This is a genomic window from Paracnuella aquatica, assembly GCF_003332885.2.
In the GTDB taxonomy this organism is placed as follows: domain Bacteria; phylum Bacteroidota; class Bacteroidia; order Chitinophagales; family Chitinophagaceae; genus Flavisolibacter; species Flavisolibacter aquaticus.
This window is the reverse complement of sequence record NZ_QOWJ01000003.1, coordinates 43,254-61,201: the sequence shown is the minus strand read 5'-3', so window position 1 is coordinate 61,201 and position 17,948 is coordinate 43,254. Positions and strand designations below refer to the sequence as shown.

Here is a 17,948-nt window from a genome sequence, read left to right as displayed (position 1 = left end):
CAATAGTTTACGAGCCCCTTCCCTACTTCATCATTCGTCTGTTCCTTGTTCCTCTGTTCGACATTCTTTTTGCTTTTCTTCACCTTTTCCGGCCCTCCGTTTGCACATTGCGCGGCACAATGGCTATGAAAAACAACCTCTTCCTCCTGATGCTTTCGGGCTCCCTGGCCCTGGCATCCTGCGGCAAAGTAGCCGCCACCGTGTTTGGTCCAAAAACGCCCCGCGAGGCATACGAACAGGCACTGGATAAAAAAGATTTAGACAAAACTCCCGAAGGCCTGCGCTGGACGGCCGCCGGCAATGCAGCTTTGGCGCAGCCGGTAAAAATGACCATTCCGTTCAAACTGGATGGTCATTTTCCCGCCGCGCAGCAACTGGCGCTGGGGCTTCAGTTTGACGCAAAAAAGGGCGGCCAGCTACGCATTGCCCTCGATAAACCTGCCGCTCCGTTTACACTGTATGCCGAACTGTACCAGCACGAAACAGGCACAGAGCCCCAACTGCTGCATGCTGCCGATACGGCAGCGCAGGAATTTACCTACGATATAGAAACCGCCGGCACTTACACGCTGCGCCTGCAGCCGGAGTTGCTCAAGGGCGGCAACTATTCCATTACAGTTACGCAGGGCCCATCGATTGGCTTTCCGGTAACCGATCCCAAAGCCAACATTGGTTCGTTTTGGGGTGCCGACCGCGACGGTGGCAAACGCCGCCACGAAGGGGTGGACATTTTTGCAAAAAAAGGTTCGCCGGCAGTAGCGGCGTTGGATGGCTACGTTACCGCCATTCAGGAAACGCCGATTGGTGGTAAAGTGGTGTGGCTGCGTCCTCACGGTAAAGATTATACGCTGTATTACGCCCACCTCGATAAACACTTGGTGCAATCGGGCCAGACCGTAAGCAAAGGCGATACGCTGGGCACGGTGGGCAATACCGGTAATGCCCGCACTACACCGGCGCACCTGCACTTTGGCATTTACACAACCCGCGGGCCGGTTGACCCCTTGATTTTTGTAAATAAAGTGGTGAAAAAACCTGCAGCCGTGCCTAAAAAATCGCTGGCGGGATACATGCGGCTAACCAAAGCGGCAAACGGCGGCACTTTACCTACCAATACCATTGTAATGCCGGTGGCGGTTGGCGCCAAAACTTATTTGGCTGCCCTGCCCGATGGAACGATCATGGAGGTTCCGTTCAGTGCCGTGCAGCCAACCACCAAGCCTTTAAAAGCCCAGCCGGCTACCGTCCAACTTTCCTTACTACAATTGCCCGCAGCCGATGCGGCAACAGCCCAATCGATTCCGAAAGGCAGCCAGGTAGAAGTGTTGGGATATTTTGAGGAATACACACTAGTGCGTGCCGGCAACGTGGAAGGCTGGATGCCGAAAGGATAGTGGGATTTACGATTGACGATTTTGGATTTACGATTGATAACAGCCGATGACTTTTATTCGTAAATCCAAAATCGTCAATCGTAAATTGTTAGATGGTCTTTTTGGGTGGCAGTGCAAATGCTACTGCTTCGTGCTCGAAATGCCCTTTATGTGAACCATCGCAAAACGGCTTGTTTTTCGACATGCCGCAGCGGCAAATGGAAACCACATCGCGGCCACCTAGGTCGTATTTATTGCCTTCTTTATCTACAATTTCAAAATCGCCCTCTACGCGTAGCGAACCGTTGTTGTTCACTGTAATCTTTGTTGTTGCCATGTTCGTCGTTTTCGTTTGCTGCGAAAATAATCCTTCCCTGCTTCAGCGGAAGATTTGTATAAAATCATCGGCTTGATAACCAATGGTGATTGAGCAATTTTAATTAAAGCAACAGGCTCCCCGACTCTTCCTTGCCGCTCCAGTCGCGGAAGCGCAGCAGGTTATCAGGCACTTTCAAATTCCCGGTACTTACATCAATCAGCCCATTGCGTTCGTCTTCAATATCGGTTGCCTGTGTGTACACATCACCGGCAATCTGGCGTTTGCGCATTTCCTCTTTAAACTGCCTGATTTTATCGGCCCGGTCGTCGTTATCCGATGGGCCTCCATAATCGGCAAAGCCAAAACCACCCCACTCGCTAACCACCAGCGGCACATGCCGGCGGTAAAAAAACGGGTCGCCCACCACCAACGGGAAAGCAGCCACCCCTTCATTTTGTCCTGACACCAATTGGTTCAACAACTCTTTCCAGCGCCCTAGTTCGGGTGTGTATAAATGCGCTGTCAGCAGGTCCGATTTGAGGCGGCCTTCAAAAGAAATATGTTGCCAGCCATCATTGTCCACCACCAAAAACTGCGGCTGCGCAATGTGCATGTAATGATACATGTCCATGATGTACTGCCTTGTCTCAGGGTTGGTGGCAATATCCTGTGCGCCCCAGTCTTCGTTGTACAGGCTCCAGATTACCACCGACGGGTGGGTGCCAATAAGGGCCAGCATCCGCATCAGTTCATCGCGGTGGGCGGCTCGGCTTTTGGCCGAAGAGCGGTGCGGGCTGGGCACTTCCACCCACAGCAGCATGCCCATTTTATCAGCCAGGTTGTAAATGCGCGGGTCGATGCCGGCAATATGAATGCGCACCAGGTTGCAGCCAAGGCGCTTCATGGCGTACATGTGTTTTTCAATTTCTTCGTAAGTGGCCGTGCCGGGCTGGTATAAAATGCCATCGAGGTAAACTGCGTTGGAGTTAAGATACACACAGCAGCCACGGGCTTCAATTTTGCGGAGCCCAAAATGCGTTTCAATGGCAGCGGCATAGCCTTCGGCATCCACCAACTCTGCAACCAGGTGATACAGGTTCGGCTCTTCAGGCGACCACAATTTGGCACCCGGAATTTCCAACACCACCCGCTGGGCTTTTTGTCCTGCTTCTAATTTCAGCGGGTAATTGTCTTCTGCTATTGGCACCTCGCGGTCCTGGTTGTACTCATACACTTTTAGCCGCAACGTATAGCTGCCCGGGTCATGAATGCGGGTGGTTAAATTAAAACGCACCATATTGTCTTCCACAATGCTCACCACGCCCACCCTTGAACGAAGGCGGTTGCGCTCCACCGTTTCGAGCCAGATGCTGCGCACCGCACCGGTATACGTTTGGTACCAGATGCCGCCACGTTTATACACGTGCGACTCCTGCTTGCCGCGTGGAATATCGGCATCCATCGTATCGGCAATGCGCACCGTAAGGCGGTTCACCGGCCGCAGCATTTCGGAGTTGAGTTCAAAGGAAAACGAAGTGTATTCGCCCACATGCACCTCCTCGCCTTCCACGGTGCGGAGCGGAATGCCATTGAGCCAAACCCGTGTTTCGTAGCCACAGGCACCAAAAGTGAGCTGCAGCATTTTGTGGTGCGAAGCCGTATCGCCATTGCCATTGCCGGCCGTGGGCACCGGGAACTCCCGTTCGTACCAGGCCACTACTTTATCCTGCCACCGCTTGATGCCCTGGTCGGTTTTAGCCTGCGCCAGGTGTTGCTCAATGGAGCCGGGCCAGCTGGTTACTTCGGTGTATTTGTGCCCGAGGTACCAGGTTTCCTGGAGGCCGCGGTCGTCGGTGTCGATGGCAAAATTCCACTCTCCGTCCAGCAGCACAAAATCGTTTTGCCGGATGACTGCGCGGGGCAAAGGATTGATGAAGTTGCCATCGGCATTGGCTTCTTCACGGGTGTTCGTTAGTCCGTAGTTGGGGTGATTCGCATCCATATGCCGGGCTTGCTGCGAATATTGGACCAAGGCGAAGATAGAATATCGAACAGATGAACAAGGAACAGAGGAAGTTGAGGGGAGAATGTCGAACAAGGAACAAGGAATGTTGAATAAAGAAGGAGAACAGCCGACAGTAGGAAATTATGAATGAGGAATTAGCGAGTCGGTGCGTTAGGAGAATGATTCAAAATTTTGAAATAAAGAAACCATCAATAAAAAATGTGGGCATCGCCCACACCTGTTGGTAGCGCGACGTTTGTAAGGGGAATATTTTGGGCGTAGCCCAAACCTGTTGAACGCGAACCTTGTCGCAAGATTTCGTCGGTTCACAGGGTTGATCTACGATCAACGGAAACGATGGCGATTGGGAAAAGCCATTTTGCTACCAACAGGTTTGGGCTACGCCCAATTGCTGGTGCTTTGAATAAAATAGAATTTCGAACAAGCGAACTAGGAACATCGAATCATGAATTATAAATGTGGAATGATTAGTTATGAATTTGCGGAAAATCCAATAATTAGTAATTCATCATCAATAATTCATCATTCCTCTGTTCGACATTCCTTCCTTCGTTATTCATCTAAAAGCGCTGCAAGCTTTTCCGCCAGTTTTGCCGCATTGGGCAGCATCGCAGCTTCGAGGCCGGTATTGAGCGGAACGGCGGGCAGGTTGAGGGCACCCAGCACTTCCACCGGCGCATCGAGGTAGCGGAAACAGGCTTTGGATATGCGGCCGGCCAGAGCCTCGGCAAATGAATTGCCTTGCTGTTCTTCGGTTAAGATGAGGCATTTGCCGTGGCGTTTTACGGTATCAAAAACCAGCGCTTCGTCCAACGGGAACAACGTTCGCAGGTCAATGATCTCAATTTTACCCTTGAAATTTTGCGCAGCAGCAGTGGCCCAATAAACGCCCATGCCGTAAGTAATGATACATGCAGTGCCACCTGCTTCCACCTGCTGGCCATTTGCCGCTAACACAACGGCACCTTTTCCAAAAGGCAATATGTAATCTTTATCCGGTTCGATGGTTTTGGCACCGTCCGTTCCGGGCACTTTGCTCCAGTACAGGCCTTTGTGTTCCAGCATCACCACGGGGTTGGGGTCGTGCCAGGCGGCTTTCATCAGGCCTTTCATGTCGGCGGCGTTGGAGGGGTAAGCCACTTTGATGCCTTTGATGGTGAGCAATGTACTTTCCACGCTGCCACTGTGGTACGGACCGCCACCGCCATAGGCGCCAATAGGCACCCGAATAATTGTGCTGACGGGAAACTTTCCGCAACTGAGGTAACAGCTTTTGGAAATTTCTGTAACCAACTGGTTGAAACCCGGGTAAATGTAATCGGCAAACTGCACTTCCACAATGGGCCGCAACCCAACAGCGCTCAGGCCGGCTGTGGAGCCAATAATGTAGGCTTCCTGTATGGCGGTATTAAATACCCGGTGGCTGCCAAACCGGTCGGCCAGGGTAGCCGCTTCGCGAAAAACGCCACCGAGTTGCATGCCTACATCCTGTCCGTACAACAGGCACTGGGGATGGTCTTCCATTAACTCGCGGATAGCAAAAAGCGCCGCATCCACCATCATGATCCTGTTGCCGACATCGGGTTTGCGTTGGCCCTTTTCTTCCAAAACCGGCGTGGGCACAAACACATGATCGGAAACGGTTTGCGGGTCGGGATCGGGTGCAGCAATGGCTTCGGCAAATTGGGCGGCAATCTGCGTAGTTATTTCCTGCTCTACCTGCACAAGTGTTTTCTCCGGAAAACTGCGCAGCACTTCTTTTTTCAATTTAGGCAATGGGTCGGCGGCGGCGTGCAGCGCCAGGTCATCATCGGTGCGGTAAAATTCTTTGCGAACGCCGCTGGTGTGGTGGTTGAGCAGGCACACACGGGCATGCACCAGCCAGGGCTGGCGGTGCTGTCGCACATGGTCAATTACATTATGCATGGCCTGGTACGAAGCCAAAAAGTCGGTACCATCTACCTGCAGGCGGTGCAGACCTTTGAAGCCCGCAGCGTATTCAAAAGCATTCATGGCACGGCCCTCTTTTGCCGATACCGAAATGCCCCATTCATTGTCCTGTACTAAATAAATAACAGGCAGTCCGTGCAACACGGCAAACTGGATGGCTTCGCTTACTTCGCCTTCGGTTACCGATGCATCGCCAAGGGAGCAAACAACAACCGGCCTATCTGGTGCATCGTTGTCGGTCCAGGGCCCATCCACCAACGACTGGTATTTTAACCCCTGCGCTACACCTGTGGTAGGAATGGCCTGCATGCCGGTGGCGCTGCTTTGGTGAATGATCTTTGGCCGGTCGCTGCGCCGGGAAGAAGGATGGCTGTAGTAACTGCGGCCGCTGGAGAATGGGTCGGCCCCTTTGCTCAGCAGTTGCAGCATCAATTCGTATGGGCTCCAGCCCATGGCCAGCAGCATGCTTTCATCTCGGTAGTACGGACTTACCCAATCGTGGGGCTGCAATTGCAGGCCGGTGGCCAGTTGCACGGCTTCGTGGCCGCGGGAAGTGGAGTGTACGTATTTGGCTACAGACCGGTTCTTTTCATAAGTTTCGGCCATAACGGATGCGCTGTACATAAGCCGGTAGGCGTACAGCAACTGTTCTTTGTCCAACATGAAGCAAGCAATTAATCGTTCGGCGCAAAGATAAGCGGATGGAGATAGCTGAATGTCGAACAGATGAACAGATGAACAAGGAACAGAGGAAGTTGGGAAAGAATGTTGAAAAAGGAACAAGGAATGTTGAATGACGAAGGGAAACTATGATTGATGAATTATGAGTGATGAATTTGTGAGCCGGTTCGTTGAAGGGGAATGCAAAATTTTGAAACAAAGAAACCATCAATAAAAATGTGGGCATAGCCCACACCCGTTGGTAGCCCCACATCTAATAGGGAAATATTTTGGGCGTAGCCCAAACCCGTCCAACGGGTGTTCTTCTGCAATATTTTAGCGGCACACAGGGTTGATCTACGATCAACGGAAATGATGGCAATTGGAAGAAACCATTTTGCTACCGACAGGTTTGGGCTATGCCCAATTGCTAATGGTGGATGTCTAATAAAGAAACAAGGATCGCTGAAGGAACATTATGAATGATGAATTATTGATTATGAATTTGGACGAACTAAATAATTAATAATTCATAATCAATAATTCATCATTCGTCTGTTCGTTATGTTACTTTACTTCCAGCGCCAGCAGTGAGGCGCCTTCGAGGAAGGCTTCAATTTCATCGCCCACTACCAGCTCGCCTACGCCGGCAGGGGTGCCGGTGTAAATTAGGTCGCCGATATTGATGGAAAAAAAGTTGGAGATATAAGATACCAGGTAATCGAACCCAAAGATCATTTCCGACGAAGCGCCTTTTTGCACCTGTTCGCCGTTTTTATTCAGGCCAAACTGAATGTCCTTGCGGTTTTTCAGCTCCTGCACGGGCACCCATTTGCCAATGGCAGCCGAGTTATCCCAAGCCTTTGCCTTTTCCCAGGGCAGGCCTTTTTTCTTGAGTTCTGCCTGTATGTCGCGGGCAGTAAAGTCGATGCCTACAGTGATGGCATCATAGTATTTGTGGGCAAATTTTTCCTGGATGTATTTTCCGTTTTTACATACACGCAGCACCAGCTCACATTCGTAGTGCAGTTCGTTGGTAAACTCGGGGTAATAAAAAGGCGTATGCGGTTGCAGCAACGCACTTTTGGGCTTCATAAAAATTACGGGCTCGTCGGGTACGGTATTGCCTAATTCCTGGGCATGCTCGGTGTAATTACGTCCTACGCAAAAAATCTTCATCAGAAGTTGGTTTAATGTAAATACATTGGATACAAACTAGGGTTGTTAATCCTATATATTCCGTGGCTTGACAGAGGACATGGAGATTGCCTAAGTGGGAGTTGGTGCGCTAAAGTAAGTATTTATATGCAACCGTCATAATGCGAACTCAACATTGTTTATTTTATTCATGGTGGCTGCCAAACCCACTGTAGCCCAGCTTTCTATGGCTTCGGTACACTTGTCAATCTTCAGGCGCACCATAGGTTCTTCTTCAGCGGTCCATTTACCCAAAACAAAATCAACCTGGCGCCCTTTTGCAAAGCTATCGCCAATGCCAAAGCGCAGGCGCGGATACTGTTGTGTGGCCAGGCTTTCCTGGATGCTTTTCAGCCCATTGTGCCCACCATCGGAGCCGCCCGAACGAATGCGCAACTTATTGAGCGGAATGGCCAAGTCATCGAACACAACCATCAGGTTCTCAACAACAATTTTTTCTTTATCCATCCAATACTTTACCGATTTGCCACTCAGGTTCATGTAAGTGGTGGGGCAAATCACTATAAAATTGCGGCCCTTCCAGCGCACCTCCGCCACGTTGGCCAGGCGGTCGGACCGGAACTGGCCCCCATGCTTGGCTACAAATGCAGCAGCCACATCAAAACCAATATTGTGACGGGTATGGGCATACTCGGCGCCAATGTTGCCCAGTCCGGCAATGAGATACTTCATACTTGTAAGTTGAATGATGCCGCAATTAAAGGCAAAAGTCAAAAGGCAAAACCAAAAAGTTTACTTAGCATAAACAAATTACGGGGTTTCACTTTTGGCCTTTGCCTTAATAAAAAAAGCCCGCCAATGCAGCGGGCCTTTCAAGAAAATCAAATTCCGGATTATTTCTTTTTAGCCGGAGCAGCTGCAGCTTCTTCCTGGCGCAGGGCACGGGTAGTAACTACAGAAGCGATGGGAATACGGGGCGAGTTCATTACCTCGTAGTTTTCCACCTTTACATCTTCCACGCGGATGTTGTCGCCAACTTCCATGTGCTCGATGTTTACTTCGATCTGCTCTTGCAGGTGCTTGGGCAGCGTTTTTACTTTCAGGGTCTTCATTTTGGTAACCAAACGGCCACCTGCACGAACACCTACTGCAGTACCAACGTAGTTCAGCGGAATATCGGCCACTACTTTTTTGTCTTCTACCAGCTCCAGCAGATCCACGTGGATCAGGGCGTCGGTTACTTTGTCAAACTGCAGGTCCTTCAGGATGGTGCGGTAAGTTTTTCCGTCAACTACCAGTTCGGCAATCTGGAAATTACCAGTGTAAACCAGGGGCTTGAACGCCTTTGCAGGAGCAAAGAAACTTACCTCCTGGGCACCGCCATAAATTACACCAGGCACTTGTTCCTGAGAGCGAAGCCGGCGGGTGGCTGATTTGCCGAATTCGGTCCTCAGTTGTCCTTCGATTGTAATTGATTTCATTGTATTTAAATTAAAAGTTCAAAAGTTTACAGGTTCACGAGTTCACGAGTTGAGTTCAAAAAACCTGTGAACTCGTCAACTTGCGAACCTTGCTATTTGTTCCGCATTTGCGAATGAATAAAGAGGTTGTTGATGCTCTTATTTTCATTGGCGTTGCGGATGGCTACTGCAAACAGGTCGGCTACGCTCAGCACTTTGACTTTATCTGGTGCTCCAGGTTTCAGCGGAATGGTATTGCATACCACCAGTTCTTCCAGCACGCTGTTGCCAATGTTTTCGTAAGCCTTGCCACTCAACACCGGATGCGTTACCAGAGCCCTTACGCTGCGGGCACCTTTTTCTTTTAAAAGAGCTGCACTTTTTGCCAGTGTGCCGGCGGTATCGCAAATGTCATCAATGATCACAATGTCTTTACCGGTCACATCCCCAATTACCACCATCGAAGCGATCTCGTTGGCACGTTTGCGGTGCTTGTCGCAGATCACCATTTCCGCGTTGAAATAAGAAGCAATCTCCCGTATCCGGTTGGTTGCTCCTACGTCGGGGGCCGCAAAGGTAAGGTTTTCCAGTTTCAAACCTGTTATATATGGTATAAAAACAGCCGAGGAGTCGAGGTGGTCCACCGGGATATCGAAATAGCCTTGAATTTGTGGAGCGTGCAAATCCATGGTAATCACCCGGTCGGCGCCGGCTGCGGTAAGCATATTGGCTACCAGCTTGGAGCCAATGGCAACCCTTGGGCGGTCTTTACGGTCTTGTCGGGCATAACCGTAATAAGGCAGCACGGCCACAATCTTGTTGGCCGAAGCACGGCGGGCCGCATCGATCATGAGCAGCAGTTCCATAAAGTTTTCGGCAGGGCCATAGGTGCTTTGCACCAAAAAAACCATGTTTCCGCGGATGCTTTCTTCGTACGTGGTCTGGATTTCGCCGTCGCTAAAACGTTGCAGATTGATCTTTCCAGGCTGACAGCCATAACGGTCGCAAATCTGCTGGGTGAGCTGCAAAGAGCCGGTACCCGAGAAAATTTTCAGTGGAGATTGCATGAAAGGTAAATGTGCGGCGAAGATATTAATTAGCCGCACATTTACGGATAAGGTGTAAAATTTCAGCGCATGGCGGTAACGCTTCCGCCGCTATTGATGCGGGGCGACTCCACTTCTTTTGCGGTAAAATTTTCTTCTGAAACTGCGCCGGAAGCCAGCATGCTGTTGTACACTGCATTGCAAATAAAAAAGGCAAGCGCCAGTGAAATGCCGTACACAAAAACAAAAAATAAAATGGGGTGCAACGCACCAACGGCACCACGCGAATTGTTTCTGCTCATAGGATTGGGTTTAGCGGTTTAACAGAATCTGGATCTATTGACGGGCATAAAAATATTATCTATACTTGAGCTATGCAACCGCAAAACTACTCCATCAAGCAGTGGGCAATCGACGACCGGCCCCGCGAAAAGTTACGTGCAAAAGGCCCCGCTGCCCTCTCCGATTCCGAACTGGTGGCCATTTTGCTGCACCATGGCACCCGGGAAAAAAGTGCGGTGGACCTGGCCAAAGACGTGTTGCGCATGGGCAAAGACAACCTGGGAGAGCTGGGAAAAATAACGGTGAAGGAGTTGACGCGGATCAAAGGCATTGGCGAAGCAAAAGCCATCACCATTGTGGCTGCAATGGAACTGGGCCGCCGGCGCCAGGCGCATGCTTCACTGGAAAAGCCGGTTATTGGCAGCAGTTCCGATGTGGCCCGCTACCTGCAAACCCTGCTGCGCGATCACCGCCACGAAGTGTTTGCGGTGTTGTTTTTAAACAGGGCCAATAAGATTAACCACTTCCAAGTGATTTCGGAAGGCGGCATCACCGGCACGGTGGCCGATCCGCGGATTATTTTGAAACGGGCTTTGGAAGAAGATGCGGTGAGCTTGATCCTTTGCCACAACCATCCCTCTGGTTCCCTCAAACCCAGCCGCGCCGATGAAGACCTAACACTGAAAATAAAAGAAGCTGCCCGCTATTTCGACATCAAAGTGCTGGACCACCTGATTGTTAGCGAGGATGGCTATTTCAGCTTTGCGGATGAAGGGATTATATAGAATGATGAACAGAGGAACAAGGAATGTCGAATGTCGAAGTTGAGGGGAGAATTTTGAATATGGAACAAAGAATGTTGAAAAACGAAGGGAAATATAAATGATCAATTGGGGGATTCGCAATTCGAAAGGGCATATTCATACTTTCAAAAAGAAGAACTCATCTTGCAATAAAAATGTGGGCAGAGCCCACACCTGTTGGTAGCAATAGATCAAACGATAAAATCATTTGGGCGTAGCCCAAGCCTGCGCTTTAAATCATTTTGTAATTCAACATTCCATTTACAGGGTTGATCTACGATCAACGGGAAAATTGAAATGATGTTGATTGTGTTACTACCAATGGGCTTGGGCTATGCCCAATAATATCGTGTGCAATATTTAACTGCAACAGCCATTACTAATAATTCATAATCAATAATTCATCACTCCCCTGTGCCTCTGTTCGCTATTCCCTAGGCCTGGCCGGTAGGGCCGCCAAAGGTAAGCGGGATGGAAATTTCTTCCAGGTCTTTGATGTTGCCATTGGCGGCTTCGTAGCGTTCAATATTTTCGGTGAGGGCATTCATAAAACGCTTGGCATGCTGCGGCGTAAAGATGATGCGGCTTTTCACTTTGCTTTTGGGGGTGCCCGGCATCACGTTTACAAAGTCGATGACAAACTCGGCGTGGGAATGAGTAATGATCGCCAGGTTTGCGTATTGCCCTTCGGCCACTTCCTCTGATATTTCGATGTTGATTTGGTTTTGTTGCTGTTGCTGATCTGACATGTTGCTAGTTTGTACAAATGTATGGGTATCCATTTATGGCTTTGCAGAAATACAGCACATCGGAGCCACAGTTTTTCCCGGCATTATCATGAAGTGGAGCTGCACACTTTGTTTAACACCTGCATTAGATGATCAACTAGACAAGGCATTCAATTAAAAAGGGGCTGAAAACTCAGCCCCTTTTTTATTATACAGTTATCATGTTAGCGGTCTTTGGTAAACTTCCACACTTCCTGAAAGGTTGTACGGACAGTTGTTCCGGGCTGCAGCATGAAGTACCGGATATAGAAAGTTTGTGTATCCGGATCATAACGGTTATCAAAATCAGGATCCAGCTTGGCAGAACGGCCATTTGCAGCAGGCTGACCATACCAGTTCACCAGGTTAGTGATCTTGTTAGTAACCGGGTCTATCGTCAATTCGAGGCCAAAGCTGCCATAATAACTAAGATCTGGACCGCTTTGGATTATGTGTCCCACACCACCTAAATCGGTATTGTCCCATACCACAATTTTGGTAGGACCAGCAGTAACCAGATCCCATGTTAATGGGTAATAACCAGTAATTGTAGGCACGGCATTGTCAACCAGTGTACCTGTTACTTCATAAACACCGTCCCATTGGTTTTTCACACTTACCATTGCCACGATTTCCTTTTTACCTTCGTTGATATCAAGATTAGCTGAATCGGTGATGGTAAAGGCTAATGCATAAGTATGAGATATGTCCCACTTGGCGCCATTCAACTTAATGGTAAACTCTTTTGAGAATTCTCCTGGTGCAAAGTTTACAGTGTAACCGCTTGCAGTTTTTACAAACGACGAATTCGTCAAAGTATATAAGCTGTCGGGCAGTAGTTCATAAGATGTGCTGTTCTCATCATTGTACTCTTCGATCAGGTCAGGATTGCTGGTTATGGTAATGGCCGAAGCGGTCTTTAGCGCGCTATTGCCATTGGCCTCTTTCCTTAAAGTAAACAGATCGACTGTACGCTCATCTGTAAATGGAGAAAAATAATGGATTTGCTCCGGGGCTTCAAGGAACTTGACGAAGGAATTGCCAACATTATCCCCCATCTCCTTTAAATTATCTTCTTCTTTGATACAGGCGGTAAGCAGCAGGGATGCCGCACCAAACACGCCCAAAAACTGTAATATCTTGTTCAGTTTCATATCTTTTTTTTGAAAAGCACTGTAAGACTTAAACCATCTTACAGTGCCAATAAACAATTTTATTGAACGTCCCACCAAACTCTTGCATCTTGGGTATCACCGCCCTGAATGCGTGCAGCAGCTGCATCGGTAGCGGCCTTATTGGTGCCATATTCAGTTGGACCGTAAGTATACCTGCGTGGAATTTGTTTTGATGAATTGGTAGCATCTGGTGCAGGCGTTAGTACAGGGAAGCCAGTTTTGCGCCAGATGTTCCAGGCGGCCAGCCCGTTGGGATAAGCGGCTAGGTATCTTTGTGTGGCAATTGGCCGAAGATTGGCACCTGTGCCAGCAGCAGCATTTAAAGCCACGTTTGATTGTGTGAAGTAGGTAGCTGGTGCTGTTAATCCCCACTGTTCAAAGGAAAGCTCAATACCACGACGGTAAACGTTAGCCAGGTTTTCTGTGGTCCAGCCATAATCGGCAGCTTCGGCCCGGGCTAATGTAACGTCAGCAGCGCTGATGATTACCTGCATACTATTTTCCAGGCGGAAGTCGCTACGAAGGATCCGAGCCCAAGTAGGGTTAGCACCTGTGAATGCTTCAGCACTTGCACGGGCCAACCCGTAAGGCACACCAACATTCGAAGTTGCTCTATAATCAGGACTCAAAGGATCTTCTGATTTGCCACCAAATGCCTGTTGGCGGGGATCGTTCAGTGCACCGGTCAGATCAGTAAGCGTTTTGCTCTGAGCAAAATCCTTACGACCGTTGTAGGTGTTGAACCAAGGATTACGAAAATTACCGCCTGGATATCTCAGCGTCATGTTTTCGCTGTTTTCATCAATGCTACCCGCTGGGTCGTTCAGTGCGGCTTTAAACTCGGTAGCTGCATACTCGTTGGCTCCGCGGTACCGCTTCGAAAGTTGCAACGCCATCATCATCCTCATCGAGTTAGCAGCCTTTTTCCAAGCACTTACGTTTCCGCTATAAACCAAATCGCCGGTAATGGGAGAAGCATTATCCATTTTTGCTACTGCATCGGTAAGTGTAGCAATCATGCCCTTATACACCTCTTCCTGTGTGTCGTACTTAGGCGTGGTATTTCCTTTCAACGCTTCGCTGTAAGGAATATCGCCCCAACGATCGGTAAGCGTCCAATAAATGTATTGTTGCAAAATTCTGGCAACCTGTGTTTGGTTGTTGCTTTCGTTTGCATTAATAATGGATTGCAAATCCATAAGCGACGGGCCAGAATAGCCGGTACCATCTGGGTTAGGACCTGCGTATTCTCCACTAAAATTTAACTGAGGCAGGCTGTACAGGGAAACATCGGTATACTGTGTTTCTGAAAAATACTGTGCATATAATCCTCCGCGGGTATTGGCTGCAAGGTTGCCCAAGTAACCAGCCTGAACGTTGGTAAGCAATGCACCTACCACGGGCGATGATGCACCATTGGGGTTTTGATTGGTGTCCCCAAAATCGTCTAACTTATTACAACCTGTCACCGTTATTGCAAACGGCAACAAACCGATAATTAAATATTTCTTGAAATTCATTGTGTTCTTTTTTAAACGTCAATTAGAAACCTACACGCAGGTTAAAACCAAAGCCACGGGTGCCGGGCAACTGACCGGTTTCACCGCTCAGACCACTGATTTCAGCCGGGTCGAAATCAGGAGTTTTTGCATAAATAAGAATGGGATTACGGGCTACAAAAGAGATAGTAGCACGGTTGGCCCATTTGGAAACATTACCCATTTTGGCCAGCGGGAGATTGTAACCGATTGACAGTTCACGAAGTTTTACAAAGGTCAGGTCGTAAACGAACTCGTCGAAGGTTTTGTTGTTGTACAGGTTGTGGAAGTAGTCCTGAGCCTCAACATAGTATTCAACAGGCTTGCCGTCTGCATCTACACCTTTTACTTGCACGCCGCCGCCATCGGCAACTGCATCACGGATGGGGTTGCCTTTAGGGTTCATTGCTGCAGTGCGGGCTGTAAGGCCAGAGTATGAGCCCCACATGTTAGACAGGGAAAAGAATTTACCACCAAACTGGTAATCGATGTTCGCACCTACCAGGATGTCCTTAAACAGGGTAATGGAGTTTTGCAAACCACCAGTGTATTTAGGCAGTACGCTGCCAAAGTTCACATTCGGATCATTTACATAAAAACCGCTGGAGTTCAGCACAGGCTGGCCGTTAATACGCTTAATGCCATTGCCAAACAATTGGCCCCAATCTTCACCTACAGCATGTACTAGGTACGGCGCAGTGGTGCCCCAAGCAGCCTCAATTGAAGTGGTACGATCAATACCCTCTGCAATTTTCACCACTTTGTTTTCAATCAGGTAACCCAAAGTACCATTGATATCCCAAGAGAAGTTCTGTGTAGATACCGGGCGAACACTCAACTGGATGTCAATGCCTTTTTTAGAAATCTCACCGGTGTTGATCAACTTAGAGGTAAAGCCACTGGCGCCGTTGATGGGCACAGAACGGGGAATGTCTTTTTCAGTTCCATCCCAGTAAGTTGCGGTAAGGCCCAGGCGGTTTTTCAGGAAACGTAGCTCCACGCCAATTTCACGCTGTGTTTTCACCGCACCACGAATAGCTGAATCAACCAACTCGTTTGGTGTTCCTAGCATAAAGTTGCCATTCCACTGAAATTGGTTAACGCCATAAATAAAGCCTGGGTATCGGTAAGCGCCAAACGTGGTAGAGTTAGTGCCCAGTGCCTGTGGAATTTCACCCCATGATGCACGCAGTTTACCAAAGCTCAGCCAAGGCAGTTTTACCAGGTCACTGAAAACAAAAGAAGCACCAAACGATTTAGACAGTACATCATTATCCGCAGTAGGCAATGTAGAGAACCAGTCGTTGCGCAGGGTAAACTCAGCAAACAGGAAGTTGCGGTAACCCACATCGCCACGGGTCAGGATCGCTTTATACTTTTCCTCCCTGCGGTCGTTAAATGTACGGGCCGGATTTTTTGAGTTGGACAACGTAAATACGTTAGGGACGTTCAGACCCTGGTCGGTATTGCCGCCGTTGTCTTTATACTGCCAACGGAAAAAGTCGGTGCCTGCGTTCAGGTTTACAGCAAAATCGCCAAACTTTTGGCTGTAAGTAGCCATTACCTCAACATTCTGGCGGTTACTGTACGACTGCGAAGTAGCATAGTAACCACGGGCACGAGGTTCATTACCGGTAGTTTGCAGTCCGCTTTCAAAAAGTTCAGAGCGGAATTTTTCTTCGAACCAGGTGTTGGTTTGTTGCTTGCGGAAAGTACCGCGAACAGAGAAATTGTCGTTCAACCGGTAGGTTAGCGAAGCATCACCAAACAAGCGGTCGCGGTTAGTTACTGATTTAGCCAGGTCAAACCAAGTAAAGAAATTGTACCAGTAGTTGCCGCCAAAAAAGCTGCGCGGGTTGGCTGGGTTATAAGTATCGGGGTTGGCGTGGTTCCAGCTGGCATAGATGCCTTGAGGTGTACGCAAGCCACGCAACTCCTTCATATAATCCATATCGATGTTGCGGTGAAACCACTGGTTGAAAGAGCCGGTAGACTGGTTGGAGTAATCATCCGAAATCTCACCGTTTACGATCTGGTTGATATAATTAATATTACCGCTGACGGTAAAATGCTCATTCAAGTCGATAGAGCCATTCAGGTTGAAGGTATTACGCTTCAGGCTAGTGGTTGGCAGCAGACCGCGAACATCCACATTACCATACGAAAAACGCAGGTTCATGTTATCGGTAGCCTTCGAGAAACTGATGGTGTTGTTCAGGGTCAGGCCAGTGTTGAAGAAATCACGGGCATTGTCTTTTTGTGGCGACAACGGAGCGGTTTGATAGGCGCGGGCATGGCCACCATACCAGGCATACCAGGGAATATACTCCTGGCCTACCATGCGGGGACCCCAGGAAGCATCATCGGAATAATCGTGGTAATATTTTCCATCGAGGGCCTTCCACTCTTCGGGTTGGCCGGCCTGCCAGGTGTATTTGCGCAGGTCGGCAGTACTGCCACCAGCATATGAGTTTTGATAATTGGGTAAAACATATACTTTATCCCATTGTGCACCAATGTTCAGGTCGATGCCGATGCCACGGCTGCGAGTACCTTTTTTCATGGTTACTACAATAGCACCGTTGGCACCTTGCGGGCCAAACTGTGCAGCAGCGGCAGGGCCTTGCAGCACGGTCAGGTCGGCCACATCATCGAGGTTGATGTCGTTGATGTTAGGCAGGATGGTACCATCCACTACATAAATAATGTTCTCATCGCCACCCAGGCCAGAAGCACCGCGCAGGCGGACGATTCCTTCACGGCCGAGGGCTGCTGCCGACTGGCTGCGCACCTGCAAGCCCGAAACCTTACCCGCAAGGGCGTTGTTCAGGTTGGTTTGGCGAATGGTGTTCATTTGTTCACCGGTAACCACCTGTGCGTTGTATGAAGTACTGCGGGCGGTTCTTTTGGTGTTGTAAGCGCCGGTAACCACAACTTCCTGGAGCTGGGCATCGGAGCGGCGGAGTGAAATGTTGGCGGTTTCGCCAGTGGGGTTAAAGCTTTGCTGGGCTACAAAGCCGGCAGCGGTTACGTTCAGGGTACCGTTTTGCGCAATGGAAATCCGGAATACGCCATTTGCGTCGGTGGTGGTGCCCCGGTTGGTACCACTTTCTGTTACGCTGGCAAATGGAATTGGGTTTCCATTCTCATCTCTGACTGTACCCGTTACGGTACGGGCCTGGCCAAACGCTAATGTGCATAGCAACATCAACACTGGCAACAGTGATGCGATTTTTCTCATGTGATTCTCTGATTTAATGGTAAAGCGTTTGTTGAAAATCCTACATGCAACTATTCAATGGGGGCGCATGTTTGGATCGTTGGCTGTCCAAGGGTGTCAAATATAATTTTTTTAATCTCCTCCCAAAAAAAATGTTAACGTTCGATGTTT

Annotated in this window: 14 protein-coding genes; 2 read left to right on the top strand and 12 right to left on the bottom strand. The window is 49.2% G+C overall.

From position 1 onward, the window contains the following. Nucleotides 1-125: 125 nt before the first annotated feature. A complete protein-coding gene (locus DRJ53_RS06575) occupies nucleotides 126-1,394 on the top strand; it encodes a M23 family metallopeptidase (RefSeq protein ID WP_162303820.1) in 1,269 nt (422 codons plus the stop codon). An 88-nt stretch (nucleotides 1,395-1,482) separates the two neighbouring features. On the opposite strand, the gene DRJ53_RS06570 is transcribed toward DRJ53_RS06575, so the two are convergent. The 8 genes from DRJ53_RS06570 to DRJ53_RS06535 form a co-directional block, all read right to left on the bottom strand. Beyond that, complete coding sequence (locus DRJ53_RS06570; protein WP_114234823.1) at nucleotides 1,483-1,710, bottom strand: CDGSH iron-sulfur domain-containing protein; 228 nt, start codon at nucleotides 1,708-1,710, stop codon at nucleotides 1,483-1,485. A 103-nt stretch (nucleotides 1,711-1,813) separates the two neighbouring features. Further along, nucleotides 1,814-3,694, bottom strand: a complete 1,881-nt coding sequence (locus tag DRJ53_RS06565) for a glycoside hydrolase family 2 protein (RefSeq protein WP_114234822.1) — start codon at nucleotides 3,692-3,694, stop codon at nucleotides 1,814-1,816. A 576-nt stretch (nucleotides 3,695-4,270) separates the two neighbouring features. After that, complete coding sequence (locus tag DRJ53_RS06560) at nucleotides 4,271-6,331, bottom strand: alpha-ketoacid dehydrogenase subunit alpha/beta (RefSeq protein WP_114234821.1); 2,061 nt, start codon at nucleotides 6,329-6,331, stop codon at nucleotides 4,271-4,273. A gap of 564 nt (nucleotides 6,332-6,895) precedes the next feature. Next, on the bottom strand, nucleotides 6,896-7,507 hold the full coding sequence (locus DRJ53_RS06555; RefSeq protein WP_114234820.1) for a fumarylacetoacetate hydrolase family protein: 612 nt from the start codon (nucleotides 7,505-7,507) through the stop codon (nucleotides 6,896-6,898). 135 nt (nucleotides 7,508-7,642) lie between these two features. Further along, nucleotides 7,643-8,218, bottom strand: a complete 576-nt coding sequence (gene pth, locus DRJ53_RS06550; RefSeq protein WP_114234819.1) for an aminoacyl-tRNA hydrolase — start codon at nucleotides 8,216-8,218, stop codon at nucleotides 7,643-7,645. A gap of 161 nt (nucleotides 8,219-8,379) precedes the next feature. Beyond that, a complete protein-coding gene (locus tag DRJ53_RS06545) occupies nucleotides 8,380-8,967 on the bottom strand; it encodes a 50S ribosomal protein L25 (protein WP_114234818.1) in 588 nt (195 codons plus the stop codon). A gap of 92 nt (nucleotides 8,968-9,059) precedes the next feature. Then, nucleotides 9,060-10,013, bottom strand: coding sequence for a ribose-phosphate pyrophosphokinase (locus DRJ53_RS06540; RefSeq protein ID WP_114234817.1), 954 nt, complete (start codon nucleotides 10,011-10,013; stop codon nucleotides 9,060-9,062). Nucleotides 10,014-10,075: 62 nt separating this feature from the next. Then, a complete protein-coding gene (locus DRJ53_RS06535) occupies nucleotides 10,076-10,294 on the bottom strand; it encodes a hypothetical protein (protein ID WP_114234816.1) in 219 nt (72 codons plus the stop codon). Nucleotides 10,295-10,366: 72 nt separating this feature from the next. On the opposite strand from DRJ53_RS06535, the gene radC reads away from it, so the two are divergent. Continuing rightward, complete coding sequence (radC, locus tag DRJ53_RS06530; protein WP_114234815.1) at nucleotides 10,367-11,059, top strand: RadC family protein; 693 nt, start codon at nucleotides 10,367-10,369, stop codon at nucleotides 11,057-11,059. 452 nt (nucleotides 11,060-11,511) lie between these two features. On the opposite strand, the gene DRJ53_RS06525 is transcribed toward radC, so the two are convergent. The 4 genes from DRJ53_RS06525 to DRJ53_RS06510 form a co-directional block, all read right to left on the bottom strand. Next, complete coding sequence (locus DRJ53_RS06525) at nucleotides 11,512-11,826, bottom strand: DUF3467 domain-containing protein (RefSeq protein WP_114235038.1); 315 nt, start codon at nucleotides 11,824-11,826, stop codon at nucleotides 11,512-11,514. Nucleotides 11,827-12,029: 203 nt separating this feature from the next. Continuing rightward, nucleotides 12,030-12,998 (bottom strand): DUF1735 domain-containing protein, encoded by a 969-nt coding sequence (locus DRJ53_RS06520; RefSeq protein ID WP_123893404.1) that lies wholly within the window; start codon nucleotides 12,996-12,998, stop codon nucleotides 12,030-12,032. A 59-nt stretch (nucleotides 12,999-13,057) separates the two neighbouring features. Continuing rightward, nucleotides 13,058-14,539 (bottom strand): SusD/RagB family nutrient-binding outer membrane lipoprotein, encoded by a 1,482-nt coding sequence (locus DRJ53_RS06515; RefSeq protein WP_114234813.1) that lies wholly within the window; start codon nucleotides 14,537-14,539, stop codon nucleotides 13,058-13,060. 22 nt (nucleotides 14,540-14,561) lie between these two features. Then, on the bottom strand, nucleotides 14,562-17,798 hold the full coding sequence (locus DRJ53_RS06510) for a SusC/RagA family TonB-linked outer membrane protein (RefSeq protein ID WP_114234812.1): 3,237 nt from the start codon (nucleotides 17,796-17,798) through the stop codon (nucleotides 14,562-14,564). Nucleotides 17,799-17,948 lie beyond the last annotated feature (150 nt).